Here is a 21,267-nt window from a genome sequence, read left to right on the forward strand (position 1 = left end):
ATAGCCTCAAACGACCATTCAATGCTTTCGCAAGCTGTGTAATTCTATCCACAGCATCTCATATAGTAAGCTTCCCCCCAATTATCTATTATTTCAACCTGCCATGAGATGAAGCTCGTTACCTGATATGTTTTCAGCCAGTATGATATTTGCTCTGTATTTCACAAATTCATATCTAACTGATAAACAGCAGAATTATGGCACAATATGAATCACAACTTCCAGAGACCAGCACAAAAGAGACAGTGCTATCTTTTATAGAAGCCTTAAATAAAGAAGACTTTGCCCAAGCCAGGCGACTGGTACATGACGATCTTACTTTTATAGGAGCATTGGGTACACGAAACGGAGCAGACGCTTATTTTGCAGATATGGAGCGCATGAAAATGAAATATGTGATTCAAAGAGCTTTTGTGGAAGGAAATGACGTTTGTCTTTTGTATGATTTTACAATTGACGGTATCACCGTATTTGGCTGCGGATGGTATCAGCTTATCGACAACAGAATACGCTCTTTTAAAGTAATTTTTGACCCACGCCCTTTGCTGGAAGGAGTCAATAAAAAATGATACAGGGTTGTCCTGTATCATTTTTTACTAATTGTTATAGTTAGTTTATCAAAAAGCCAGAATCGTCTTTTCGATGATATCACAGCATTCATGTAATTGCTCTTCAGTAATAGTCAATGGAGGAGCAAAGCGAATTTTATCTCCATGAGTAGGTTTTGCCAGTAAGCCATTGTCACGCAGAGCCAGACATACATCCCAAGCAGTTCGACCATCTGTGGTTTCCTTAATGTCAATTGCATTTAGCAAGCCCTTTCCACGAACAGCCTTTACACGATCTGTTTTAGTTTGCAGGATTTGCATCCGATGACGGAACAGTTCGCCCATCGTGTGTGCATTCTCCATAAGCTTTTCTTCTTTTACTACCTCCAAGGCAGCCATTGTTACAGCACATGCCAGCGGATTTCCACCAAAAGTGCTCCCATGCTCACCAGGTTTCAATGTCAGCATAACCTCATTATCAGTCAACACTGCCGATACAGGATACACACCTCCTGACAAAGCTTTACCCAGAACTACAATATCTGGCCTTACGCCTTCATGATCACAACAAAGCATTTTACCTGTTCGGGCAATACCTGTCTGTACTTCATCTGCGATAAAAAGAACATTGTACTTTTCACACAATGCTTCTACACCCTTCAGATAACCAGCATCAGGAACAAACACACCTGCTTCCCCCTGAATAGGCTCAACCCAGAATCCACATACATTGGGATTTTGCAGAGCTACTTCAACTGCATTCAGATCGTTATAAGGAATAATCTGATATCCTGGCAAAAAAGGGCCAAAATGCTTGGTTGCTATCGGATCTGTCGAAGCGGAAATGATCCCCGTAGTCCGTCCATGAAAGTTATTCTGAACAGCCACAATCACTGCCTCACCATCTGGAATCCCTTTTACTTCATATCCCCACTTACGGGCAAGTTTAATCGCAGACTCATTGGCTTCTGCTCCTGAATTCATCAGCAACACTTTGTCATAGCCAAAGTATTGGGTCATGTATCTGGCACACTCTCCCAGCTTGTCGCTATGAAAAGCACGTGAAGTCAGTGTCAGCGTTTGTGCCTGATCTATCAGGGCTTTTACAATCTTAGGATGACAATGCCCCTGATTGACTGCACTATACGCAGACAAAAAATCATAATACCGCTTGCCGTTCACATCCCATAGAAAAACACCCTCTCCTCTCGCCAATACAACTGGCAAGGGATGATAATTGTGGGCTGAATACAGGTGTTCAAGTTCAATAAAGGTCTGTGATTGGTCAAGGGTGGTTATCATAATAATAAAATAATATAATTAAACTAATGCGCTTCTTTAGTTTAAAGGCTTATTACTAAATATACTCAAAACATTTTTATCTGTCAAACTGTTTGAAGGGATAGATGTATTACCCACTTTTGTCATTATGTCCAAAAAGAAAGATAATCTGTTCAATAACCGCGGACTTACTCCTGAAGATTACTATATCAACGAACAAGGGCTAATGGTTTTTACAGCACATTATCATCTCAAACGGGGTTACTGCTGCGGTAGTCGCTGTAAGCATTGCCCTTATGGCTATAAAAATACAAAATCTTAACAATTGTTTTGTTTTTTTATTTAACAATGCTGATATTTGCAGCCCTGTTTTGTATCGGACTGAATTTATCCTATTTACTATATTTAAAGACTTAAGAAAATGGCAAGAGTTTGTCAGATTACTGGAAAAAAAACCCAAGTAGGTAACAACGTTTCACACGCTAACAATAAAACAAAACGCAAATTTTATCCTAATTTGCAAGTAAAACGGTTTTATGTACCTTCTGAAGATAAGTGGATTACTCTTAAAGTTTCTACAAGAGCTTTACGTACTATCTCTAAGAAAGGTATCGAAGCAGTGTTGAAAGAAGCTCGTTTGGCTGGACAAGTATTATAATTTTGATACTGTTTTTCTGTAACACCCTGTATTCAAAGACACCTACTAAAAAACTCCATCTTGTTAGACAGGATGGAGTTTTTTAGTATACACACTCCTCAGATCATTCGTTTAAGTCTGAATTCTGCATAGATAAAGTTATTCTCTCTTCTGACAAATAACTTTACCCACTTTCCTTCTCCTCGCTGAAGGATTTTCAGAACATCGCTTAGATGCAGATCAGAAGCCATGTGACTGTTAAGTGAAATAATTTCATCTCCCTTTTTAAGCCCCGCTTTATCAGCAGGTGAATCCGGATGTATATATTCCAGAACAAACTTTTGAAAAGATGATCCGGTAGCCCGTACATCCAATCCACTCATATCGCGTTCAAACCGCTCCTTGAATGATTTTTTGTTGGGTTTCAGAATGATGTAATTCTGAGGGTAATTAAATACCACATCAAATCGTTTCAGAAACTCACATCCAATATTCCCTTGGCGATTCAGATGCTTTGCCATTTCCATAGCCAGAGAGTTTGTGTCCGGAAAGGATGTAATAACCTGTTCCAGCTCATAGTTACCAATTTTTACTTTCTCCAGCCGTCCCAGACTTCCATTAATGATCCCATTCAATCCGCGGCCTAACTGAGCACGTATAATCTTATCAGGCAATTGAATATGTTCACTAGTTCCCAGATCAAGAGACAATGCATGACCTGCTCCTGTATCCAGGATAACCTTAATGGGGATCTCTCGGTTATCTGCATAAATAGCACTTGCATACACATAGGGTTTGGTATCCTCTATCACAATAGGAATCCTCTCTCCCCTACCTCTGTAGTTATATTTTTCTGGCTGATACAAACGTAATGTACGTGACCGAAAATCAATCTTGACTACAAAGTGTCGGAAAAGTTCAAATCCGAAAATACCATGAATAGGGATGCCAACATAGCTTGAAAGCTGAAGGAGATCATCGGAAAGTGCGACTACATTCTGTCCAATAGCCTTGATGCCAGGCAAATAAATCTGATTATTTATAGCAACATATGCCTCCAGAGACGACCCCTGTCCGGCACCTGTTACATTCACTTTGCGAACAAATCGCAGATTCAGCTTTTTGGCTACTTCCGGATCTGTCAACAGATTCATACTGATACCTGTATCTAATATAAAGTTTAACGTATCGGAGGTGTTGATACGTACCGGGATAACAATGAGATTGCTATGCCATTTAAATGGTATAACAATACATTTGCGTTTCTCAGCGAAAAAGAAGCCGACATCCTGTGCCTGAGCACATTCGACAGCTACGGCCATAACAAAAGAAAATATACAAAAGCTTCTCCACATAAGAGATGCCCGCAGAGCGCTCATAGCGGTTATAGTTAAAAATTTACATATAATAAGAATTAAATTTCACACTGATTTTCAACACAATGACAACCCTTTCAACGAAAAGATTGACTACTGACCTGCTAATTTGTAGGCCTCACATTTATAGACAAAAGATACATTTTTTTTCTCTCTTAAAATAGCTATTCTGCGTAAACTGCTCTAAATACCGGATGAATGGTAGCTTCTAGTCTTCTTTTATACGAAAGCACAACAGTGCAGCCAATACCATCAACCCTCCTCCTATCTGCACAGCCAGTAGCCGATCATTTCCTAATACATTTGCCATAAGCCATCCAAAGAATAACGAAGCAATGATCTCAGGCAGAACGATAAAGAAATTAAAGATTCCCATATAAATACCTATTTTATCATCAGGCAAGCAGCCCGCCAGAATTGCGTAAGGCATAGATAGAATACTCGCCCAGGCAATACCAATACATGACATAGACACAAACAACAGGTTAGGCTCCCGGATAAACCCTACAGAGAGTAAACCCAATGCACCTATAATCAGGCAAACCATATGAGTTATCCGTTTACCCAAACGCATAGCAATAGCGGGAAGTATCAAAGCAAACAAAAACGTAACCAGATTATAAAATGACAATGTCAGGCCAGCAAACTGAATACCCTCTGTGTACAGAGAAGATTTTTCGTCTGGAGCCTGAAACACATTACGGGCTACTGCTGGTGAATAATAAAACCACATAAGAAACAACCCCGGCCATGTAAAAAACTGCACCAGTGCAATTTGTCTCATGCGTTGCGGCATATGTTGGATAGCATGAAAAATCTCAACAGCCCCTGCGCCAAAACCTTTATTACTTTCCTGTTTCTTCAAAACAATATCAATGTCTACCGGAGGGTATTCTTTTGTAGTAAGTATAGTGTACAATACAGAGCTAAGAAAAGCAGCACCTCCAATATAAAAGGATAAACGAACAGTGGCAGGAATGGCTTCCTGTGGATTGTTTTGTACTTGAAACCAATGATCCATCATCCAGGGAAGTGCACTAGCAATTACAGAGCCTAAACCTATGAATAAACTCTGCATCGAAAACCCAATAGTCCGCTGCTCTTCTAACAGATTATCAACTACAAATGCACGAAAAGGCTCCATGCTTATGTTAATAGAGGTATCCATAATCCACAACAGTCCGGCAGCCATCCACAAAGCAGAAGAATTAGGCATAAGAATCAATGCAATTGTACTTAGAACAGCACCAATCAAAAAATACGGCCGCCGACGCCCCAGCACAGGATGCCAGGTACGATCACTCAAATAGCCAACGATAGGTTGTACAATTAATCCTGTAAGGGGTGCAGCTAAAAATAAAAGTGGTATTTCATCGGCATTCGCTCCCAGATACTCATAGATACTACTCATGTTTGCCATCTGTAGTGCCCACCCAAACTGAATGCCGCAAAAGCCAAATGTCATATTCCATATCTGCCAAAAACTCATTCTTGGCTTTGTAAGCGTTACGTTCATAAAGAAGGCAAAGTAGAAATTTCCATCTGTGGATGCAAACTATAGTTATAACGTTAAATATAACTCAATTTATTCATAAAAAAACAATGATTCGTCAAATTTCACACATACCAAAAAAGAACTGCCCTATCAGACAGTTCTTCTCTAAGAATGACTTATTATATATTTATAAAAGTAGCCCTATAAGGTTTGGTATAGCCACTTTAGGGCTACTTTCATTCTGGAATTACCAATGTTGGCACATCTGTATATAAGGCAAGCTGACGAGTAACACTCCGATGAAAAAGTGAAGCAAAGAACCCATGCTTACGCGCAATTACAGCGACCAGGTCGGCATGCTGTTTATGAACAAAGGCATCAATCCCTTCCTGTACATCTTCATGTACCAGTGTATGCATAGAAGAAGAAACAGCACCCAGCCAATCTTCCAAACGAATGGCTTCTATCGCCTTTTCTTCTGATAGTTCTGTTGCCTCTGACTCTATATGTAAAGCGAATACCTGAGCATTTGCCTGTTGTGCAATCGTAATCAGCGGGTTAAGCAACTGATGTTTCGTTTCTTTAAAATCACTCGCCAGCACAATTGTATGTATAGGTTTCCAGGATACTTTTTGCGGAACAATAATTAAAGGACAAGATGTCTCCTGTGCTACATCAGCAGTAACACTTCCAACTAAAGCCTCCGGCTTGTTATCAGCTCCTTTTGTTCCCATTACAATCCAGTCTATATTTTTCTCTTTGGTGATGGCTATAATCATATCTGAAGCTGCACCTGACTGAACCAGATAATCACAAGGAACCTCTGTGGAGAACTCTTTACATAATGCAGCTAACTGCTGGCGAGCCTCTTCCAGATCAGCAATAACAGGTTCGGCAATAAATGTATCCGGATCAAGATAAGGAATAGGCTCAATGTATACCAGTAATAAACGGGCACCGATAAACTTAGCGAACTGTGAAGCATATTTTAACTCTGCATGAGAGTTTTGAGAAAAATCAATTGGACAAAGAATCGTCTGCATGTGAGTTAGGTAAAGTAGTTAGATAATAGAAACTACCAGGTTTTTCAATCCCTGGGCTAAGTATGTGTTTCAGTTTTAGTAAGGCAATATAGAATAGAGCATTCTTTGTGTTTATATGTGTAGTATTAACAAAATGTTACTATTCATGTCTATCATCAATTGAGACACAAGGTAAATATAGAAAGCAATTATGTAAACTGCTCTGATAAAGGTCAATGGAATGCATAGTTTTTAGCATTCTCTCCTATCCCTTTTGTAAATCAGTTTCAAAGTTGATTATTTCAACCAATCTGTAAAACAGTCGAAGAAATGTAAAATACCGTACCCAAAATACAATTCCTGCCTGCCAGTAGAAATTCATTATTCCATTTTGAGCAATTACTATCATTGATTTTCAATCAAAAGACAAAATTCAAAAAATAACTAATAATATAGTTTTAAAACTAAGAAATTAGTTTTAAGTTTGTCCTATATAACTCCTATTACCTAATATCATGAAAAACCTGAGAGAACTTACTCGTGCAGAAGAAGAAGTCATGCAAATCCTGTGGAAACTAAACAAAGGATTTGTCAAAGACATCATAGAGCTCCTGCCAGAACCTAAACCTGCATATAACACAGTATCCACTATCGTTCGGATTCTGGAAACTAAAGGATTTGTAGGGCATAATGCCTATGGAAAGACCCACGAATACTATCCTCTTATTTCAAAAACTGACTATACCCGCTTTTATTTCAAGAATTTTTTAAAAGGCTACTTTGGCGGATCATTTGCAGGTCTGGTGTCCTTCTTTGCAAAAGAAGAAGATGTAGATCTCAAAGAGTTGGAAGAATTACTTAAAAACGTTCCAAAAGAAGACTCCGATGAAGATTCCAGCAATGCTTAGCTACTTACTTGAAGCAAGTATAGCTATAAGTATCCTATATATAGTATATAGGATATTACTCAGTCAGTACAGAAACTTCCATTTTAACCGGATATTTATTCTGGTAGCATTGAGTCTTTCGGCACTATTGCCTTTCATAGAACTTCCGGCTGATACTTCTCTGGTTTACATGGTCGGAATGCCAACATTTACATTGGCAGAGATTGATTTTGTGGCATCACAGGAAAAACTACCTGTATTAGCCAGGAGGTTCACAGGCGTTGAATTACTCATGCTGATTTACTGGATTGGAGTATGTATGACAAGCATTCGCCTGGGTTTACAGTTAGTACGTCTCTGGCGACAGAAACAGGCATTTACTTACCAATCACAGGAAGGCTATCAGCTTATCTATACTCAGGGTCAATTACCTACTTTTTCATTTTTCAAATGGTTATTCTGGGATGATAGCCAGAAACTAACAGAGAGAGAAACTGAGTTAATCCTACTCCATGAGAAAACACACATGCACCAATGGCACTCTGCTGATATCTTACTGACAGAGGTATACAAAATTCTATTCTGGTTTCATCCTGTTGTATATGCATTCCAGAAATCGCAGCGGGCCATACATGAATACCTGGCAGATCAGGCAGCCTTACAGGAAGGTTCATCGGAGATCTACATCAGGCTATTGACCCACTCTTTGTTAAAAAAACTGAACATTCCATTAGTACAGTCATTTTATCATTCATCCTTAAAAAGTCGTATCAGTATGCTTCGTTCTGTTAAAACCAACAAGCCTACAACCTGGAAGGCTGTAGCCAGTATCCTGTCTGCTTTAGTACTTATACTAGTGTATGCATGCAGAAGTCAGGATAGCATTAATCCATCTACTCGTACTACTTCGGTAGATCAGATGCCTGAATATTCAGGAGGAACAGATGCTTTATATAGAGAAATATCACAAACTATACGCTATCCATTGTCTGCTCGTAAAGCAGGAGCGCAGGGACAGGTAGTAGCCTCTTATACTATCAATAAAGAGGGTAAACTGGAGAATATAGAAATAACACAGGGAGTACACTCAGATGTAGATCAGGAAGTGATCAGAGTACTAAGCAATCTGAAACAAACATGGACACCCGGACAAAAAGGCAAGCAGGCAACCAATGTAAAAATGGCATTACCCATTCAGTTTGTCCTGGAGGGAAAAGATAAAAGCAATTCGGCTTCCGGTGGTAAAGGTCTGGTAGTAGTTGGCTATGCGCCTTCTGATAATATCAGTACAGATGAGCCATTTGTTGCCGTAGAGCACATGCCAGAGTTTCCGGGAGGGTTCCCAAAGCTAGGAGAATTTCTGGCTGATAATCTGAAGTACCCAGCAGAATCACGCGAGAAAGGTGTATATGGAACAGTATTTCTGTCTTTTGTAGTAAAAGAGAACGGAGATATCTCTGATATAAAAATTGCAAAAGGAGTAAACGCTGAAATGGATGCAGAAGCACTACGAGTAGCCAAACTAATGCCTAAGTGGATACCCGGAAAACAAAGTGGCAAAGAAGTGCCTGTCCGTTTTAGTCTGCCTATCAAATTTACTTTGTAGAAATCTAACAAAGTACTTGCTACTACAACCTATATCTATACAAAAAATAGCCCGACTTCTGCAAAGTCGGGCTATTTTTTACTTGTCGTTTTTCTTAACAGTTTCATCCATAAATTTTTCCGTTACTTCAGGCTTATCCTCATCCTTATTATCATTAAACCTGAGCAACCCATTGGCATTATCTGAGTCGTTATCTCTTGCTATGGTAGAGTGTCCCTCTGAATGTGTCAACTTTGGGACATCATGGAAATCACGTCCATTGGCTTCACTGGTATTCGCCTCATCTGGCTTACTAACCTGTTTGTCTGCATTAACAGACAGATCTTCGGCAGTATGTGGCTTATTTTCTATAGCTTTCTGCCTTTTTTCTTCTACTGATTTATCTGCTTTCATAGTTCTACTTATTTATGTACAAGCAGTAGTAAGAAAAAATTATGCCTTACTTTCCTGTTTCCAGGAATAATATAGGATGATGGCAAATGGTACTAGCCAAATCAGATCATTAGTTACATTGACCCAGCCAAATACCCAAGGCAGTTCTCCTTTCCATGCATATAGAACCAAACCCACAGGTCCAAATAACTTACCCAGAAAACCTACCAGTATGATGGGCAATGTCTTACAGGATCAAATGCGGCGATATAATACCCCAAACCATATACACCTACAATCATACCTACAGACTGCCATATGCCCGGATAGTTTGGTTGTACCATACCTACCAGATCAAAAAAATGATGGGGGAACAATACTATCCAGGCTCCCCAAAGTATATTGTAGACTCCTGCCAGCTTCAGGGTAATTTTCATCCAGACAGGCACAGGAACAACTCGATTTATAGACATGCATTAGGTATATGATAAGTTTCTCATCCAAAATAAGGTAAAACTCCCTCATTTCATGAATAGCAGATCTATTCATACGTAAGTTAGATTCAATAGAGACACATATTTTCCCCATATTTTGCGGAATCAATTTATTTCTCACGCAACTCAGGAAGTGAGCTTATTTCAGATGTAGCTGTACACCTGCGGAAACGCCAAAATAATAAGGTTGCACACGCAAGTATCGCATAGGATCAGCAGACGTATTTAGCGAATACCTGAAGTTAGGCTCTATCCACCCTTCCAGTCTGCGACCGAAAAAATGCGCAATACCATATCCAATCAATACATGCGTCTGAATACCTGATACTTTTTCATTCGTACGATAAACAGATCCTTGCAAACCACCCAAAGCATAATGACGGAATCCTTTGAGTATACCAACCTGATACAATACATCCAGACGTCCTCCAATGTTTTGTTGTGTGGACTTCATTTCATACGTATCTTTCTTATAGGTTGAAATGATAGTAACGCCCGTACTGCTATCTGTTCTCACATACGTTGATGTAGGATACAAACTCTTTGAATTATATTGTAACTGTTGTTCCTGACGATAATAGAAAATCCCCCCACGCAAACGCAATCTACAATTATAGACATATTCAATACCTGTCTGCCATTGCCAACCCGTACGTTGAGCAGCCATAGACTTGCCTAACTTGACCTGGTCTACCCATATGGAATCGGAAGTAACAGGAGAAACCATATAATAACTCTTTGACTGTGTATAACTCACATATACACTCCATCTACTTATTGGCCTAATATCCTTGGGTGTTATCTTTGGTATAGGAACACTGATTAAAGAAATCTTATTAACATCTGTTTCTATCGGACGATATTTCAATTTTGATAAGAGACTGATTTGTTCACTTTCAGACAATAGCAGTTGTTTATGTTCTCTCTTATTGTATTCATAGTTGAGTATGGCAGTATTTCCATCTCTAGTGTTACCATAAGGTACTTCCCTGGCTTTTTTTCCGCCTTTAACAGTAAATTGTTTATTTGAAGTGATATATGGTTTCTTTGAAACAATGTATTGTTTACCTTCTTTCTCTTTTATAATCGTGAGTTTCTCAGCAGAGGACAATACACTATGCTCTTCGTTTCTCAAAAGCTGTTTTTCCGATCCGACTATAGTGCCAGACAAAGTATCAGCAACAGCAGAATCGTTAGCATTTGAAGTTTTATTTTTGACTTTTCCTTTATAAAAGGAAGTATTAGGAATCTCTTTAGTTCCCACACTCTTATTATGTTCTATAACACTTGAAGTCCCATACCGATCAGAAACTACATAGTCTATAGTATTATCTCTATGTAATCTATTTGGATAAGTAATAGTATTTTCAGTGGCAGGTTTAACTCTGTTACTCAGTTTATCATCAGTGTTTCTTAGAACCTGCTTTCTTTGATGACGGGTAAATTTATCTTCAAAATTATCCTGAATAGGAAGACCTGTTTTTGTGTCGCTGTCTATAGTCCTATCAGCTAACATATTCTTTCCATTTGTAGAATAGCCAGAAGCTTTTTTGTTATCAGACAAACCTGTGTCCTTTAGCTGAGAGGTATTTGTATATTCAGAGACAACAGGATCTGTTGACTGCACAACAGGCTTCTCTTGTAATCCAGTAAGTAAACGGTGATCTGAAATAGTCAAACGTCCTAGACATAACATCATTACCAGAATTGTATTTAATGTAATAAGTCTGCCATTTTGCCAAAAGAGATCCTGCCACGTTGGATGTCCCAACGTTTTCTGTATATTTTTCCATACGGCCTCATCCGGTTCGGATGTAAAGTCATCGAACCGGCTCCGGAAAAATTCATTTTCGTTATCGTTAGGTTTGTTGCTCATAGTTCACGATTCCTAACTCTTTTAGTTTTTTCTTTAATACATCTCTCGCTTTAAACAATTGAGAGCGTGAGGTATTCTCAGATATACCCAACATCTGTCCGATTTCAGCATGGTCATATCCATCGATTACATATAGGTTAAATACGATTCGATATCCATCAGGTAACGTGTTAATCACTTTTACAATTTCTTCATTGGACAATTGTGCCATTAACTTCCAGTAATCATCATTGCTATGGGATATATCCTGATAGTCGACAGTTTGTGGATAATGCAATTGTGAACGGTAATAATTCAATGCTGTATTTGTGACAATCCGCTTCATCCATCCTACTATGGCATCAGGATTACGTATTTCTGCAATGCTTCTGAAGATTTTTATAAAAGACTCTTGTAGAATATCTTCTGCCTCTTCTGGATTCTTGGCATACCTGCGGCAAATACCCATCAAACGACCTTTATACTTTTGGTAAAAAGCTGTTTGAGATTTGGGATCATTTTGCTGGCAACCTAAAATCAGTTCTTTATCAGACATCTATATTCTATGCAATCAAATCATTTATGGATAACCTCATTATTCTCAGAATCATAAACCTCAGATGATTTTCAGAATTCGCAATTCCAAGAATAATGAGTTAGAGGAGGTATCTATTTAATATCAAAATAGACAGTTGCTTTTTGTGTGCAGGAACCTTCGGTGACACATACACTATACTGAAGAGAATCTTTTCCTACAAAACCTGGATTTGCTTTAAATACCACTCTATGATCTCTTATTGAAGCAACTCCATTAGAAGGTTGTTCGGCAATACGTATTCCATAATAAACACATCTTAAATCATCATTCTTCAGTACAGGAAAACTTGCTCCTTTTGTGTACAAGGAGTCAGATAGGGAAGTAGGTTTATAAGTAATTGTATCACTGTATAAAATATTAGTACAGACAGATGCATCAATCAGAAGGGCTACTTTTGCTGTATCACATACAGAACCCTGGCAAATACGATAGTAGATATAATCCATACCTTTATAATCACTATTAGTTGTGTATAAACCATAGAATATCTTGTTACCAGATACTTCTGCACTACCATATTGAGGTGCTGAAATAATAGTTAACACTGGTGCAGCTTGTCCTGAACACAATGCATCATTTGCCAATACATCCAGAAATAGGCTATAGGCTGTCTGAATAGCAAACGAATCACTTACAGCCTGCAGACAATTGGAAGTATTTTGGGTAACCTGAATTGTTACAACAGCCATGGCACAGACACCTGTATTGCTACAAACCTGATAGATAAAGTAATCAGGCCCTTCATAATTACTGGAAGGAGTATACACAATCTGTCGGTTGCTTAGGATACCGACACTTCCATGCTCAGTAGCTCTGATAATAGTGAGAGTTGTGCTATCCAGTACTCCCTGGCAGAAACTGTCATTGCTCAGTACATTCATCGTGATCGGAGTGTTGCTACTCGTAGAAAAGTTGTCTGAAACAACTCTGTTACTACAGGGAAGAGAATCGGTAGGTGTAAACTTGATAATAATGGTATCTACTACAGAAACAGGACTAAGAGAATCACCTGTGCTAACGGTAAGTAAAAAATAGTCTGAGCTTACATTTTTGGTTGTATCTGGAAGATATAACAAGGTAGCATCCTTCACAAAACTAGCTTTTCCATTTGTTGGCTGTTGTGTAATGCGAAAACCTGTTGCCCCCTTATACTCTTCCATTTTTAGAAGGTTTATAGCTAATCCAGTCTTAGGTGCAGTATATAAAGTTGTTCCATTTTGAAGTGTAGAAGGAGCCGGACTACTATCTTTGTTAATAATGTCACAGGCATAAATAAACAAAGCAATAAATGCAACCAGCCACCAATAATTTTTTATATTTTTCATATAGATAATGTGTCAAAAATAAGATAAAAAGATCACAGATGAACAGTTCTCGAGATTGCTATCTGATGTAAAGACCCCTACCCTTTTTGAAACGTTGTCTATACACTAAAAAAAACAAAAAATATTTCTAGAAGACATAATAAAAAATGCTGTCTGGTCAGACAGCATTTTTTATTATTACGAATTATAGATACCCCAAACAGATTTGGGTTACTCAAACTTATAATTTAAGCTTAGAGAAACTAACAATCAACTACCTTTACACATTTTTATTAATTAAGCGATTAACCTTATACTATACTCATTTTTGCCAATCTTACCAGCAAGCCAATTTGTCCCAGATGATATACATCATGTTCAACAATACCTTCCAAAATAAACTGTAGTGTATATTGTTTAGGCCCCATACGCTTTATCAGTAAAGTATCTGACTGATCTTTTAGCAAATCAATAATATCCTCTTGTGACTGTTTCAAATTTGCTTTGAGGCTTTCCCAACCAATCCCTTTTACATCTCTGAAAGGAGGCCATTCTTCTTCGCTATCAAATTTAACATTGTATTCATCATTTCCTTTCAACCATTGAATCAATGCACTTCGCCAAATGGTCATATGGGCTACAATTTCAGCAATGCAATGTACTTCAGGCCCCACTTTGTAATAAGCTTCTTTTGTTGTGATTGCATTCAACTTCTGAAGAATAGAATCTCCATACCAGGGTTCTCCCTTATAAATGGTTTTCAGTTGTTGAACCAGGCTTTGCAGTTGCATAAGATCGTATATAGCTAAAAAAATATGTTACGTTCAAAACAGAAAGTCAACTATTTTCTGTGACTACACAAATTACAAAATAACTCGTAACATAGTATAATTTTATTTCTATAAAGTAATGGAGGCCAAAAACGCAAAATCTGCGACTCGGTCTATCAATACTCATATACTAATACATTGACTTTCCCTCAATAAGTATAACTTTTTCAACCGACTCCTGAAAGAGAGGTGTATGTTGCTTACGTTCTGAGTCCTGACGATAGTTTTCAAAGTCAGTAGCAGAGGCAAAAGAAACCAGATGTATTTCATAAGGAATTACCTCTGTAGGTTTAATGAAAGCAGTTTGCTCAGGCCTGATACGATAATGCAACGTCCCATTGTATTTAGGGAGTATTGGCAGAACTGCGGCTTCATACTCAAGAAACACATTTTCTTTCCCAGACTTAACAAAAAATAACAGCGTTATATACAGACGTTCGGAGGTATTTTTTTCCATTCCTATGGACATAAAATTGTCAAAAACTTTATTTTTCTCAAGATAACAAAAGTACCTTATCGGATGGTCACATGACCATCCGATAAGGTACTTTTGTTTAGAAGTATATATAACTACTTAGCCACTTTAGCAAATGGAGTCTTAGTATAGACAGCTTTACTCAGTTTCACTTTACCTGTTTTAGCTGTTCTGCTAATAGTGCTCCCAGATTTGGTAAAAGGCCCATATACATAGAAATATCCAACATCAGTAGTGCTAAATGTTTCAGAGAAGGCAGTTGTATTGCTAAAGTCAAACCCATTTACAACACAGGTATAGGTTACAGACCTTGATCCTGACTCATATATAGGTGCCAAATAATATTCACCATCTGTTGCAGAAGAAGGAAGTTTTACACTTTCAAAACCAGTTGTATATTCACTTAAATCATATACGTCATATGAGTCAATGCTGTTATCTACAATTACTACATTACTCAAAATAGCAAAGTCCAGATTTACAAGAGTGCCAGCATCCCATAGTAAATCGGCCTGAAATGAATCAGCAGGAGCACTATCATTATCCTGAATTGTAATTGTATTGGTAAGGGAGGCAGATGTACTTCCCAATGTACCAGAAGAGCTTACAGATATAAGTGTCAATTCAATCGTTTTATCATCCTCAATGGCTTCATCATCTATTACTTGCAAACTAATTGTTGCTGAGGTACTACCTTTGGCAATAGTCAATGTGGAATCTGTAGTCGTATTTAAAATGTAATCTCCATTTTTTACGGCAGTACCCCCAACAGAGAAAGCGAGTATCAGATCTTGTGTGGCGGCTGATCCCAAAGATAGGGTTACAGATATGGTTCCTGCACTTTCGTCAACAGTTTTAGTTGTTTCTGAGAACTGCACGCTAGTTAGGGTAGAATCTGACTTGGAACAAGCCAAAGACATACATAGTACTCCTCCGAATAGAAGTACCCTGGAAAATAAGTTCATAAGAAGTTAGCTTTAAAAGTTATACATATATAGGTTACTCACTTCAAATGAACGAAAATTAGAAGGGATCGAAAGGAGGAATAGACCAAATCGGGAATTTCGGCTATTAAAAAGATAGGTTTTGCTACGAGAATTTATGGGTATATAGAATGCCAATACATGTAACCACGAAGATTATCCTAATAGATTCTAGCTTTTCATGGAAATTTACCAATTCATACTTCTCTTCACATATATACTACTACTTCTATTAAATAATCTCAAGTTTCATTCCATCTTCTAGACAAAGTAACTGCAAGGAGGATTTTTGTGCCAGCATACTTTCTCCCAGATGAGTCAATACAATTTTATGGGCATTTAATCGTGGTAACTGTGGTACCAGTTGATGGTAACTAATGTGTGCAGGTCCTTCCTTATCGAAATAATTACATTCACAGATAAATAAATCAGCTTTATCTGATACAGGCAACAAAGCATCTATCCATTCCGTGTCTCCTGAAAAACTAACTACCTTATTATCCCATTGCAAACGTACAGCATAAGGCAATGAGTCTGGAGAGTGTAGCACAGGTGTAGCAATTAAGGTAAAGTGTTCTGTTACAATATCCCCTCCAAATTCTTTGTATATGATGAAAAAAGTAGAGGCGATCTGCTGGAAAATGCCCGAATAAAGACACTCTGTTAGCTGAGCAATACGTTGTTTGCCTCCCGGCGGACTAATAATAGTCAAGGGTTTGGTACGTTTATTAACCAGAGCATCCAGGAGGATAAAAGGCACTCCGCCAAAATGATCTCCATGAAAATGTGTCAGAATAATATAATCAATCTCGGTTGAAAGCACTCCCTCCCGGCGCATGCCTACCAGAGAGGTTGCTCCACAATCCAGCAACACCTGTATATGGTTGTGTTGCAAATGAAAACAAGTATTTAGCTGTCCCCCACTGGCAAAAGCATCTCCACATCCCAATACAGTCAGAATCATAGATATAAGGTTAGTTTTACGGATACTACAAAAGTAGCCAATACCTGCTTTTTTCCTACCTTTGTATCTGGAGAACAACAGTATTTCGTTTATCATGAGTTATGTGTGGAAAATCCAGACACAACTCATGTGATACATCAGCATTCTCTCTCAAACTATTAACCAGTTATGCGCTATAAACATCTTTTCTTTGACCTGGATGATACATTGTGGGATTCTAAGCGCAACTCTACGGAAGCATTGCATGAGATCTTTATTCAGCATGCCTTGCAATCGGCCTTAGGAATTACAGAAGATGCATTCATTGAACAATTTCATCAGGTAAATTATGCACTCTGGGATCAGTATAGTGCTGGAGAAATTAATCAGCAGCAACTTCGGCAAAGACGCTTTCCGCTAGTATTTGAAGGACTTGGTATTACTCAGTTGCCTGATACAGAAGCTATGCAAATAGATTATCTGGCTATTTGTCCCCGCAAGCCACATCTTATGCCGTATACAAAAGATCTACTGAATCATCTGAAAGGCAGATATGAATTGCATATCATCACCAACGGTTTCATGGATGTTCAATCGATAAAGATGGAATGTTCTGGCATTTCTCATTATTTTGAAGAAGTAGTAACCGCCGAACGGGCAGGCTGCCAAAAGCCTAATCGTCAGATCTTTGATTTTGCCCGTCAGTTGGTGAATGCCAATGATCCCGATTGTCTGATGATTGGAGATAATTTACTGGCGGATGTAGGAGGAGCTAAAAATGCAGAGATGGACCATGTATTTTATAATCATGGCCGGGTGTCACACCAATATTCCCCAACCTATGAAGTACACTGCCATCAGGATCTGATGCAACTATTGTAAAACAAAAGAGCAGCCTGAATATGATCTCTAGGCTGCTCTTTTCAATGCTATAGAAGCTGATTACTTTACACGTGACATATATTCACGGGTACGAGTGTCAACTTTGATTTTATCACCAATGTTTACAAACAAAGGCACAGATACGATAGCACCTGTTTCAATAGTCGCAGGCTTCAGTGTTTTGGTAGCTGTATCCCCTTGAATACCTGGTTCGGTATAGGTTACTTCTACTTCAATGCTAGTTGGTAATTCTACAGATACGGGTGTATCAGCATCCATACTGATTTTTACCACCATACTCTCTTTTAATAAATCTGCGTTCTCACCTACGGTAGCTTCAGGAACATAGATCTGATCGTACGTTTCTGTATCCATAAATACCAGATTTTCACCATCACGATACAGATATTGATAATCACGGGTTTCTACACGAACAATTTCGCACTCCTCACTTGGGCGGAAACGGTTTTCAACTAATTTGCCAGTACGCACATTCCGCATTTTTACCTGGTAAAAAGCCCGCAGGTTGCCGGGGGTACGGTGTTCATATTCTACCACCTGCACTAATTCATTATTATAACGGATAAATGTACCTCTGGAAATATCAGATATTTGTGCCATATAATAGGTTTTGAATAGATAATAACTTTTGCCGCAAAGGTAAGAAAAAAACGATAGACAAGAGATTCCTGACAGAATACGTTGTTTGCAAAGGAATTGTTACCAGAAAGAAAGCATATACTTATTACCTCTCACCTAATATACGGAAGCGTTTGAATGTCATCCGACGTTTGGTCTGGTATTTCTCCAGTGCATGTTTTTGAATATGAGCAACTGCTTCTTCTACAGAATCTGTAAACAGCATCAGGTTCAGATCAGTCGAATCAATCATATGTGATTTAAGCATAGTCTCCATCATCTGCTGTACAGGTTGCCAGTAATCCTTTCCCATTACTATCACAGGAAAATCCAGAATCTTTCGTGTCTGAATCAGCGTCAAGGCTTCAAAAAACTCATCCATGGTACCAATGCCTCCCGGCATAATCACAAATGCCTGAGAATATTTAAACATTAACACCTTACGAACAAAGAAATACCTACACTCAAACCAACGATCCAGATATGGATTGGGTTGTTGCTCTTTAGGTAAAATGATATTACAGCCAATAGAAAAACCACCTGCATCTTTAGCACCCCGGTTTGCTGCCTGCATAATACCGGGTCCACCACCTGTCATTATGGTAAATCCCAGCTTGCTGACCTCAGCTCCCATACGACGTGCCAGAGCATAATAAGGCGATCCCTCAGCTACACGTGCTGATCCAAATACAGCGACACAAGGCCCAACAAAATGCAGAACCCGAAAACCTCGGATAAATTCTAGGAGAACTTTAAATGAAAAAACCAGCTCTTCCCATCGGGAACGGGGACCTTCCAGAAATATCTTTTCTTCTTTTACAGGAGTGGGATTACTAATTGGTGGTGTATTGGTAACTTCAGACATAATTCAGGCAATAGTTAAAGACAGTGGCTGATATTGAAGGGTATTATCGCATTACAGATCCACTCAGATACTTTCGGGATGCAAGCTTACAGATTCCTTTCTTATAAGAAAAATAAAAGTATAGGCAGATATACTGATTTCCCTCATCGTTTTTTTACAACTTCAATAATACTGTACCTTTGCAGTATGGATTATTTCAAAAAACTACAGGAATTCCTTTCCATTGAACGCGAAGAAGATAAACTTCAATACCAAAGACTTACCGAACAGTCGTCTGTCATAGAACGCAGAGCTAACGGACTTACATGGTATCCTATTGCCATTAAAGGAACAGAAATCAGCAGAGGTGATTATATAACGGTAGAAGTAGAGCGACCTACCAATCAGGATATTTCCCATCAATTCCGGACAGGTGTACCAGCTGCATTATTCAGCAATCATGACTCCAGGAATGATCGGGCAGAAGGGACCATTTCCTATGTAGGCAACAACCGTCTGAAGATTACTTTACGCACCGACGAACTACCCGAGTGGTCAAAAGATGGTAAGTTAGGAGTAGATGTACTCTTTGATGACAATAGCTATGATGAAATGCAGGCAGCTCTAAAACAAGCCGCCACATTAGCCGAAACAAAAGATGGTACTCTGGTTCAGATTCTGACAGGTAGTAAAAAACCTACCTTTAAAGCAGAGCCTATTCCTTTTAATCATCCCCGTCTTAACGCATCCCAGAATACGGCTGTTGAGAAGATACTTACAGCAAACGATCTGGCTATAGTACATGGTCCTCCCGGAACTGGAAAGACCACCACATTGGTACAGGCCATTAAAGCCCTCATCAAACAGGAAGGCAATAAGATACTGGTATGTGCCCCCAGTAATGCAGCCGTAGATCTGCTAAGTGATAAGCTTTCACAGGAAGGTATCAATGTAGTACGTATCGGTAATCCGGCACGGGTTAGTGAGAGACTTATGTCACTCACATTGGATCATAAAATGGCTGAACATGACCTGATGAAGGAAGCTAAAAAGCTCAAAAAACAGGCGCAGGAGTATAAAAACATGGCTCATAAATATAAACGCAATTTTGGTCGTGAAGAGCGGGAGCAACGAAAACTGTTATTTGATGAAGCCCATAAGATACTGAAAGAGATCGGCAAAACTGAACAATACATCATTGAAGATATTACCAATAAGGCTCAGGTTATTACAGCTACACTGGTAGGGGCTAATCATTATACAATTGCTGATATGAAGTTTCATACAGCTATTATCGACGAAGCGGGACAAGCACTGGAACCTGCCTGCTGGATACCTATTCTAAAAGCGCAGAAGGTTATTCTGGCAGGGGACCATTGTCAGCTGCCTCCTACCATTAAATCAATTGAAGCAGCACAACGCGGATTCAATCATACTCTTCTCGAAAAATGTGTGGCCCTGCATCCGGAAGCTGTAAGTCTGCTTACAGAACAATACCGTATGCATGAACACATTATGGGATATTCTTCCCGTGTGTTTTATCAGAACAGACTACAGGCTCATAGTTCAGTAGCCAATCATCTGTTGCATACCACAGACAAGCCAGTAGCTTTTATTGATACGGCAGGATGCGGATTTGATGAGAAACTTGATGGTACCAGCACAACCAATCCGGAAGAAGCCTCTCTGCTGATCAAACATCTGACCCAACTTGTTACAGAGCTTCAGAGTCATTATACACTTGAGACATTTCCATCGATTGCCATTATTTCGCCCTATAAGCAGCAAGTCAATGTCATTAAAGATTTACTGGATCATTCCCCTGACCTGGAACCTTATATGCCCCGTATTGCAGTCAATACAGTGGATAGTTTTCAGGGACAGGAACGGGATATTGTATACATCAGTATGACTCGTAGCAATGAAAAGGGAGAGATCGGCTTCTTGTCAGATATTCGTCGGATGAACGTAGCCATGACACGAGCACGTAAAAAACTGATTGTGATTGGCGATAGTGCTACACTGGCTCAGTTTCCGTTTTATGGTGACTTTATTTCATATTCTGAAGGTATTGATGCCTATCAGAGTGCGTGGGAGTTTGTATAAATCCACATTAATTCAGGAATTCAAGAATCAGTCAATTCCTATCTATTTGGTAAAAGTGAGCAGTAGCCTGTTCACTTTTATTTTTTCTCT

General features: G+C 38.8%; 23 protein-coding genes. 7 read left to right on the top strand and 16 right to left on the bottom strand.

Annotation, left to right across the window (positions count from 1 at the left end; all coding sequences use genetic code 11):
• Nucleotides 1-197 precede the first annotated feature (197 nt).
• The gene (locus QNI15_RS00105; RefSeq protein ID WP_314029918.1) at nucleotides 198-569 is read left to right on the top strand and encodes a nuclear transport factor 2 family protein; all 372 of its coding nucleotides are present in this window, start codon (nucleotides 198-200) and stop codon (nucleotides 567-569) included.
• A gap of 48 nt (nucleotides 570-617) precedes the next feature.
• Here the strand turns inward: QNI15_RS00105 and rocD are convergent, their stop codons facing one another.
• Entirely contained in the window at nucleotides 618-1,850 is a 1,233-nt protein-coding gene (gene rocD, locus QNI15_RS00110) for an ornithine--oxo-acid transaminase (RefSeq protein WP_313999409.1), read from the bottom strand.
• A 127-nt stretch (nucleotides 1,851-1,977) separates the two neighbouring features.
• On the opposite strand from rocD, the gene QNI15_RS00115 reads away from it, so the two are divergent.
• Together QNI15_RS00115 and rpmB are read left to right on the top strand one after the other, a co-directional pair.
• The gene (locus QNI15_RS00115) at nucleotides 1,978-2,151 is read left to right on the top strand and encodes a DUF5522 domain-containing protein (protein WP_313999411.1); all 174 of its coding nucleotides are present in this window, start codon (nucleotides 1,978-1,980) and stop codon (nucleotides 2,149-2,151) included.
• Nucleotides 2,152-2,250: 99 nt separating this feature from the next.
• Entirely contained in the window at nucleotides 2,251-2,487 is a 237-nt protein-coding gene (gene rpmB / locus QNI15_RS00120) for a 50S ribosomal protein L28 (protein ID WP_313974622.1), read from the top strand.
• A gap of 98 nt (nucleotides 2,488-2,585) precedes the next feature.
• Here the strand turns inward: rpmB and QNI15_RS00125 are convergent, their stop codons facing one another.
• From QNI15_RS00125 to QNI15_RS00135, 3 genes are all read right to left on the bottom strand, one after another.
• Nucleotides 2,586-3,845: an aspartyl protease family protein gene (locus QNI15_RS00125; RefSeq protein WP_313999413.1), complete on the bottom strand. Its 1,260-nt coding sequence runs from the start codon at nucleotides 3,843-3,845 to the stop codon at nucleotides 2,586-2,588.
• Nucleotides 3,846-4,050: 205 nt separating this feature from the next.
• Complete coding sequence (locus tag QNI15_RS00130; RefSeq protein ID WP_314029920.1) at nucleotides 4,051-5,358, bottom strand: MFS transporter; 1,308 nt, start codon at nucleotides 5,356-5,358, stop codon at nucleotides 4,051-4,053.
• A gap of 215 nt (nucleotides 5,359-5,573) precedes the next feature.
• Nucleotides 5,574-6,380 carry a universal stress protein gene (locus QNI15_RS00135; RefSeq protein ID WP_314029922.1) on the bottom strand — a complete coding sequence of 269 codons (807 nt, stop codon included), beginning with the start codon at nucleotides 6,378-6,380 and terminating at the stop codon, nucleotides 5,574-5,576.
• Nucleotides 6,381-6,883: 503 nt separating this feature from the next.
• Between QNI15_RS00135 and QNI15_RS00140 the strand changes: the two genes are divergently transcribed.
• A complete protein-coding gene (locus QNI15_RS00140; RefSeq protein WP_314030380.1) occupies nucleotides 6,884-7,267 on the top strand; it encodes a BlaI/MecI/CopY family transcriptional regulator in 384 nt (127 codons plus the stop codon).
• On the top strand, nucleotides 7,245-8,852 hold the full coding sequence (locus QNI15_RS00145; protein WP_314029923.1) for a M56 family metallopeptidase: 1,608 nt from the start codon (nucleotides 7,245-7,247) through the stop codon (nucleotides 8,850-8,852). The genes QNI15_RS00140 and QNI15_RS00145 overlap by 23 nt, the downstream gene beginning before the upstream one ends.
• Before the next feature lie 78 nt (nucleotides 8,853-8,930).
• Here QNI15_RS00145 and QNI15_RS00150 read toward each other — a convergent pair whose 3' ends face one another.
• From QNI15_RS00150 to QNI15_RS00195, 10 genes are all read right to left on the bottom strand, one after another.
• Nucleotides 8,931-9,245 carry a hypothetical protein gene (locus QNI15_RS00150; protein WP_313974631.1) on the bottom strand — a complete coding sequence of 105 codons (315 nt, stop codon included), beginning with the start codon at nucleotides 9,243-9,245 and terminating at the stop codon, nucleotides 8,931-8,933.
• A 39-nt stretch (nucleotides 9,246-9,284) separates the two neighbouring features.
• The gene (locus tag QNI15_RS00155; protein WP_314029924.1) at nucleotides 9,285-9,467 is read right to left on the bottom strand and encodes a hypothetical protein; all 183 of its coding nucleotides are present in this window, start codon (nucleotides 9,465-9,467) and stop codon (nucleotides 9,285-9,287) included.
• The gene (locus QNI15_RS00160) at nucleotides 9,449-9,697 is read right to left on the bottom strand and encodes a hypothetical protein (protein WP_314029926.1); all 249 of its coding nucleotides are present in this window, start codon (nucleotides 9,695-9,697) and stop codon (nucleotides 9,449-9,451) included. The genes QNI15_RS00155 and QNI15_RS00160 overlap by 19 nt, the downstream gene beginning before the upstream one ends.
• A 160-nt stretch (nucleotides 9,698-9,857) precedes the next feature.
• Complete coding sequence (locus QNI15_RS00165; protein ID WP_314029928.1) at nucleotides 9,858-11,594, bottom strand: hypothetical protein; 1,737 nt, start codon at nucleotides 11,592-11,594, stop codon at nucleotides 9,858-9,860.
• The gene (locus tag QNI15_RS00170; protein WP_313999427.1) at nucleotides 11,578-12,129 is read right to left on the bottom strand and encodes an RNA polymerase sigma factor; all 552 of its coding nucleotides are present in this window, start codon (nucleotides 12,127-12,129) and stop codon (nucleotides 11,578-11,580) included. The genes QNI15_RS00165 and QNI15_RS00170 overlap by 17 nt, the downstream gene beginning before the upstream one ends.
• Before the next feature lie 113 nt (nucleotides 12,130-12,242).
• Complete coding sequence (locus QNI15_RS00175) at nucleotides 12,243-13,496, bottom strand: Ig-like domain-containing protein (protein ID WP_313999429.1); 1,254 nt, start codon at nucleotides 13,494-13,496, stop codon at nucleotides 12,243-12,245.
• 290 nt (nucleotides 13,497-13,786) lie between these two features.
• Nucleotides 13,787-14,266, bottom strand: a complete 480-nt coding sequence (locus QNI15_RS00180; RefSeq protein WP_313999433.1) for a DinB family protein — start codon at nucleotides 14,264-14,266, stop codon at nucleotides 13,787-13,789.
• 169 nt (nucleotides 14,267-14,435) lie between these two features.
• On the bottom strand, nucleotides 14,436-14,762 hold the full coding sequence (locus QNI15_RS00185) for a DUF1330 domain-containing protein (RefSeq protein ID WP_313999434.1): 327 nt from the start codon (nucleotides 14,760-14,762) through the stop codon (nucleotides 14,436-14,438).
• Between the two features lie 113 nt (nucleotides 14,763-14,875).
• Complete coding sequence (locus QNI15_RS00190; protein ID WP_314029930.1) at nucleotides 14,876-15,745, bottom strand: Calx-beta domain-containing protein; 870 nt, start codon at nucleotides 15,743-15,745, stop codon at nucleotides 14,876-14,878.
• A gap of 250 nt (nucleotides 15,746-15,995) precedes the next feature.
• On the bottom strand, nucleotides 15,996-16,823 hold the full coding sequence (locus tag QNI15_RS00195) for an MBL fold metallo-hydrolase (protein WP_314029932.1): 828 nt from the start codon (nucleotides 16,821-16,823) through the stop codon (nucleotides 15,996-15,998).
• Nucleotides 16,824-16,895: 72 nt separating this feature from the next.
• On the opposite strand from QNI15_RS00195, the gene QNI15_RS00200 reads away from it, so the two are divergent.
• Nucleotides 16,896-17,588 (top strand): YjjG family noncanonical pyrimidine nucleotidase, encoded by a 693-nt coding sequence (locus tag QNI15_RS00200; protein WP_313999441.1) that lies wholly within the window; start codon nucleotides 16,896-16,898, stop codon nucleotides 17,586-17,588.
• A gap of 60 nt (nucleotides 17,589-17,648) precedes the next feature.
• Here QNI15_RS00200 and efp read toward each other — a convergent pair whose 3' ends face one another.
• Together efp and QNI15_RS00210 are read right to left on the bottom strand one after the other, a co-directional pair.
• Complete coding sequence (efp, locus tag QNI15_RS00205; RefSeq protein ID WP_313974653.1) at nucleotides 17,649-18,209, bottom strand: elongation factor P; 561 nt, start codon at nucleotides 18,207-18,209, stop codon at nucleotides 17,649-17,651.
• 124 nt (nucleotides 18,210-18,333) lie between these two features.
• The gene (locus QNI15_RS00210; RefSeq protein ID WP_314029934.1) at nucleotides 18,334-19,092 is read right to left on the bottom strand and encodes an LOG family protein; all 759 of its coding nucleotides are present in this window, start codon (nucleotides 19,090-19,092) and stop codon (nucleotides 18,334-18,336) included.
• A 186-nt stretch (nucleotides 19,093-19,278) separates the two neighbouring features.
• Here QNI15_RS00210 and QNI15_RS00215 point away from each other — a divergent pair, with 186 nt between their 5' ends.
• Nucleotides 19,279-21,177, top strand: coding sequence for an AAA domain-containing protein (locus tag QNI15_RS00215; protein WP_314029936.1), 1,899 nt, complete (start codon nucleotides 19,279-19,281; stop codon nucleotides 21,175-21,177).
• Nucleotides 21,178-21,267 lie beyond the last annotated feature (90 nt).

Origin of the sequence: Xanthocytophaga flava, from assembly GCF_030068545.1 — a bacterium.
Classification (GTDB): Bacteria; Bacteroidota; Bacteroidia; order Cytophagales; family 172606-1; genus Xanthocytophaga; species Xanthocytophaga flava.

Coding starts and splice junctions, on each gene's coding strand:
- QNI15_RS00180 (WP_313999433.1), bottom strand. CDS start 14,266: ATGCAACTGCAAAGCCTGGTTCAACAACTGAAAACCATTTATAAGGGA.
- QNI15_RS00210 (WP_314029934.1), bottom strand. CDS start 19,092: ATGTCTGAAGTTACCAATACACCACCAATTAGTAATCCCACTCCTGTA.
- QNI15_RS00115 (WP_313999411.1), top strand. CDS start 1,978: ATGTCCAAAAAGAAAGATAATCTGTTCAATAACCGCGGACTTACTCCT.
- QNI15_RS00215 (WP_314029936.1), top strand. CDS start 19,279: ATGGATTATTTCAAAAAACTACAGGAATTCCTTTCCATTGAACGCGAA.
- QNI15_RS00125 (WP_313999413.1), bottom strand. CDS start 3,845: ATGAGCGCTCTGCGGGCATCTCTTATGTGGAGAAGCTTTTGTATATTT.
- QNI15_RS00150 (WP_313974631.1), bottom strand. CDS start 9,245: ATGAAAGCAGATAAATCAGTAGAAGAAAAAAGGCAGAAAGCTATAGAA.
- QNI15_RS00190 (WP_314029930.1), bottom strand. CDS start 15,745: ATGAACTTATTTTCCAGGGTACTTCTATTCGGAGGAGTACTATGTATG.
- rocD (WP_313999409.1), bottom strand. CDS start 1,850: ATGATAACCACCCTTGACCAATCACAGACCTTTATTGAACTTGAACAC.
- QNI15_RS00135 (WP_314029922.1), bottom strand. CDS start 6,380: ATGCAGACGATTCTTTGTCCAATTGATTTTTCTCAAAACTCTCATGCA.
- QNI15_RS00145 (WP_314029923.1), top strand. CDS start 7,245: ATGAAGATTCCAGCAATGCTTAGCTACTTACTTGAAGCAAGTATAGCT.
- QNI15_RS00200 (WP_313999441.1), top strand. CDS start 16,896: ATGCGCTATAAACATCTTTTCTTTGACCTGGATGATACATTGTGGGAT.
- rpmB (WP_313974622.1), top strand. CDS start 2,251: ATGGCAAGAGTTTGTCAGATTACTGGAAAAAAAACCCAAGTAGGTAAC.
- QNI15_RS00185 (WP_313999434.1), bottom strand. CDS start 14,762: ATGGAAAAAAATACCTCCGAACGTCTGTATATAACGCTGTTATTTTTT.
- QNI15_RS00130 (WP_314029920.1), bottom strand. CDS start 5,358: ATGAACGTAACGCTTACAAAGCCAAGAATGAGTTTTTGGCAGATATGG.
- efp (WP_313974653.1), bottom strand. CDS start 18,209: ATGGCACAAATATCTGATATTTCCAGAGGTACATTTATCCGTTATAAT.
- QNI15_RS00170 (WP_313999427.1), bottom strand. CDS start 12,129: ATGTCTGATAAAGAACTGATTTTAGGTTGCCAGCAAAATGATCCCAAA.
- QNI15_RS00105 (WP_314029918.1), top strand. CDS start 198: ATGGCACAATATGAATCACAACTTCCAGAGACCAGCACAAAAGAGACA.
- QNI15_RS00165 (WP_314029928.1), bottom strand. CDS start 11,594: ATGAGCAACAAACCTAACGATAACGAAAATGAATTTTTCCGGAGCCGG.
- QNI15_RS00175 (WP_313999429.1), bottom strand. CDS start 13,496: ATGAAAAATATAAAAAATTATTGGTGGCTGGTTGCATTTATTGCTTTG.
- QNI15_RS00160 (WP_314029926.1), bottom strand. CDS start 9,697: ATGTCTATAAATCGAGTTGTTCCTGTGCCTGTCTGGATGAAAATTACC.
- QNI15_RS00195 (WP_314029932.1), bottom strand. CDS start 16,823: ATGATAAACGAAATACTGTTGTTCTCCAGATACAAAGGTAGGAAAAAA.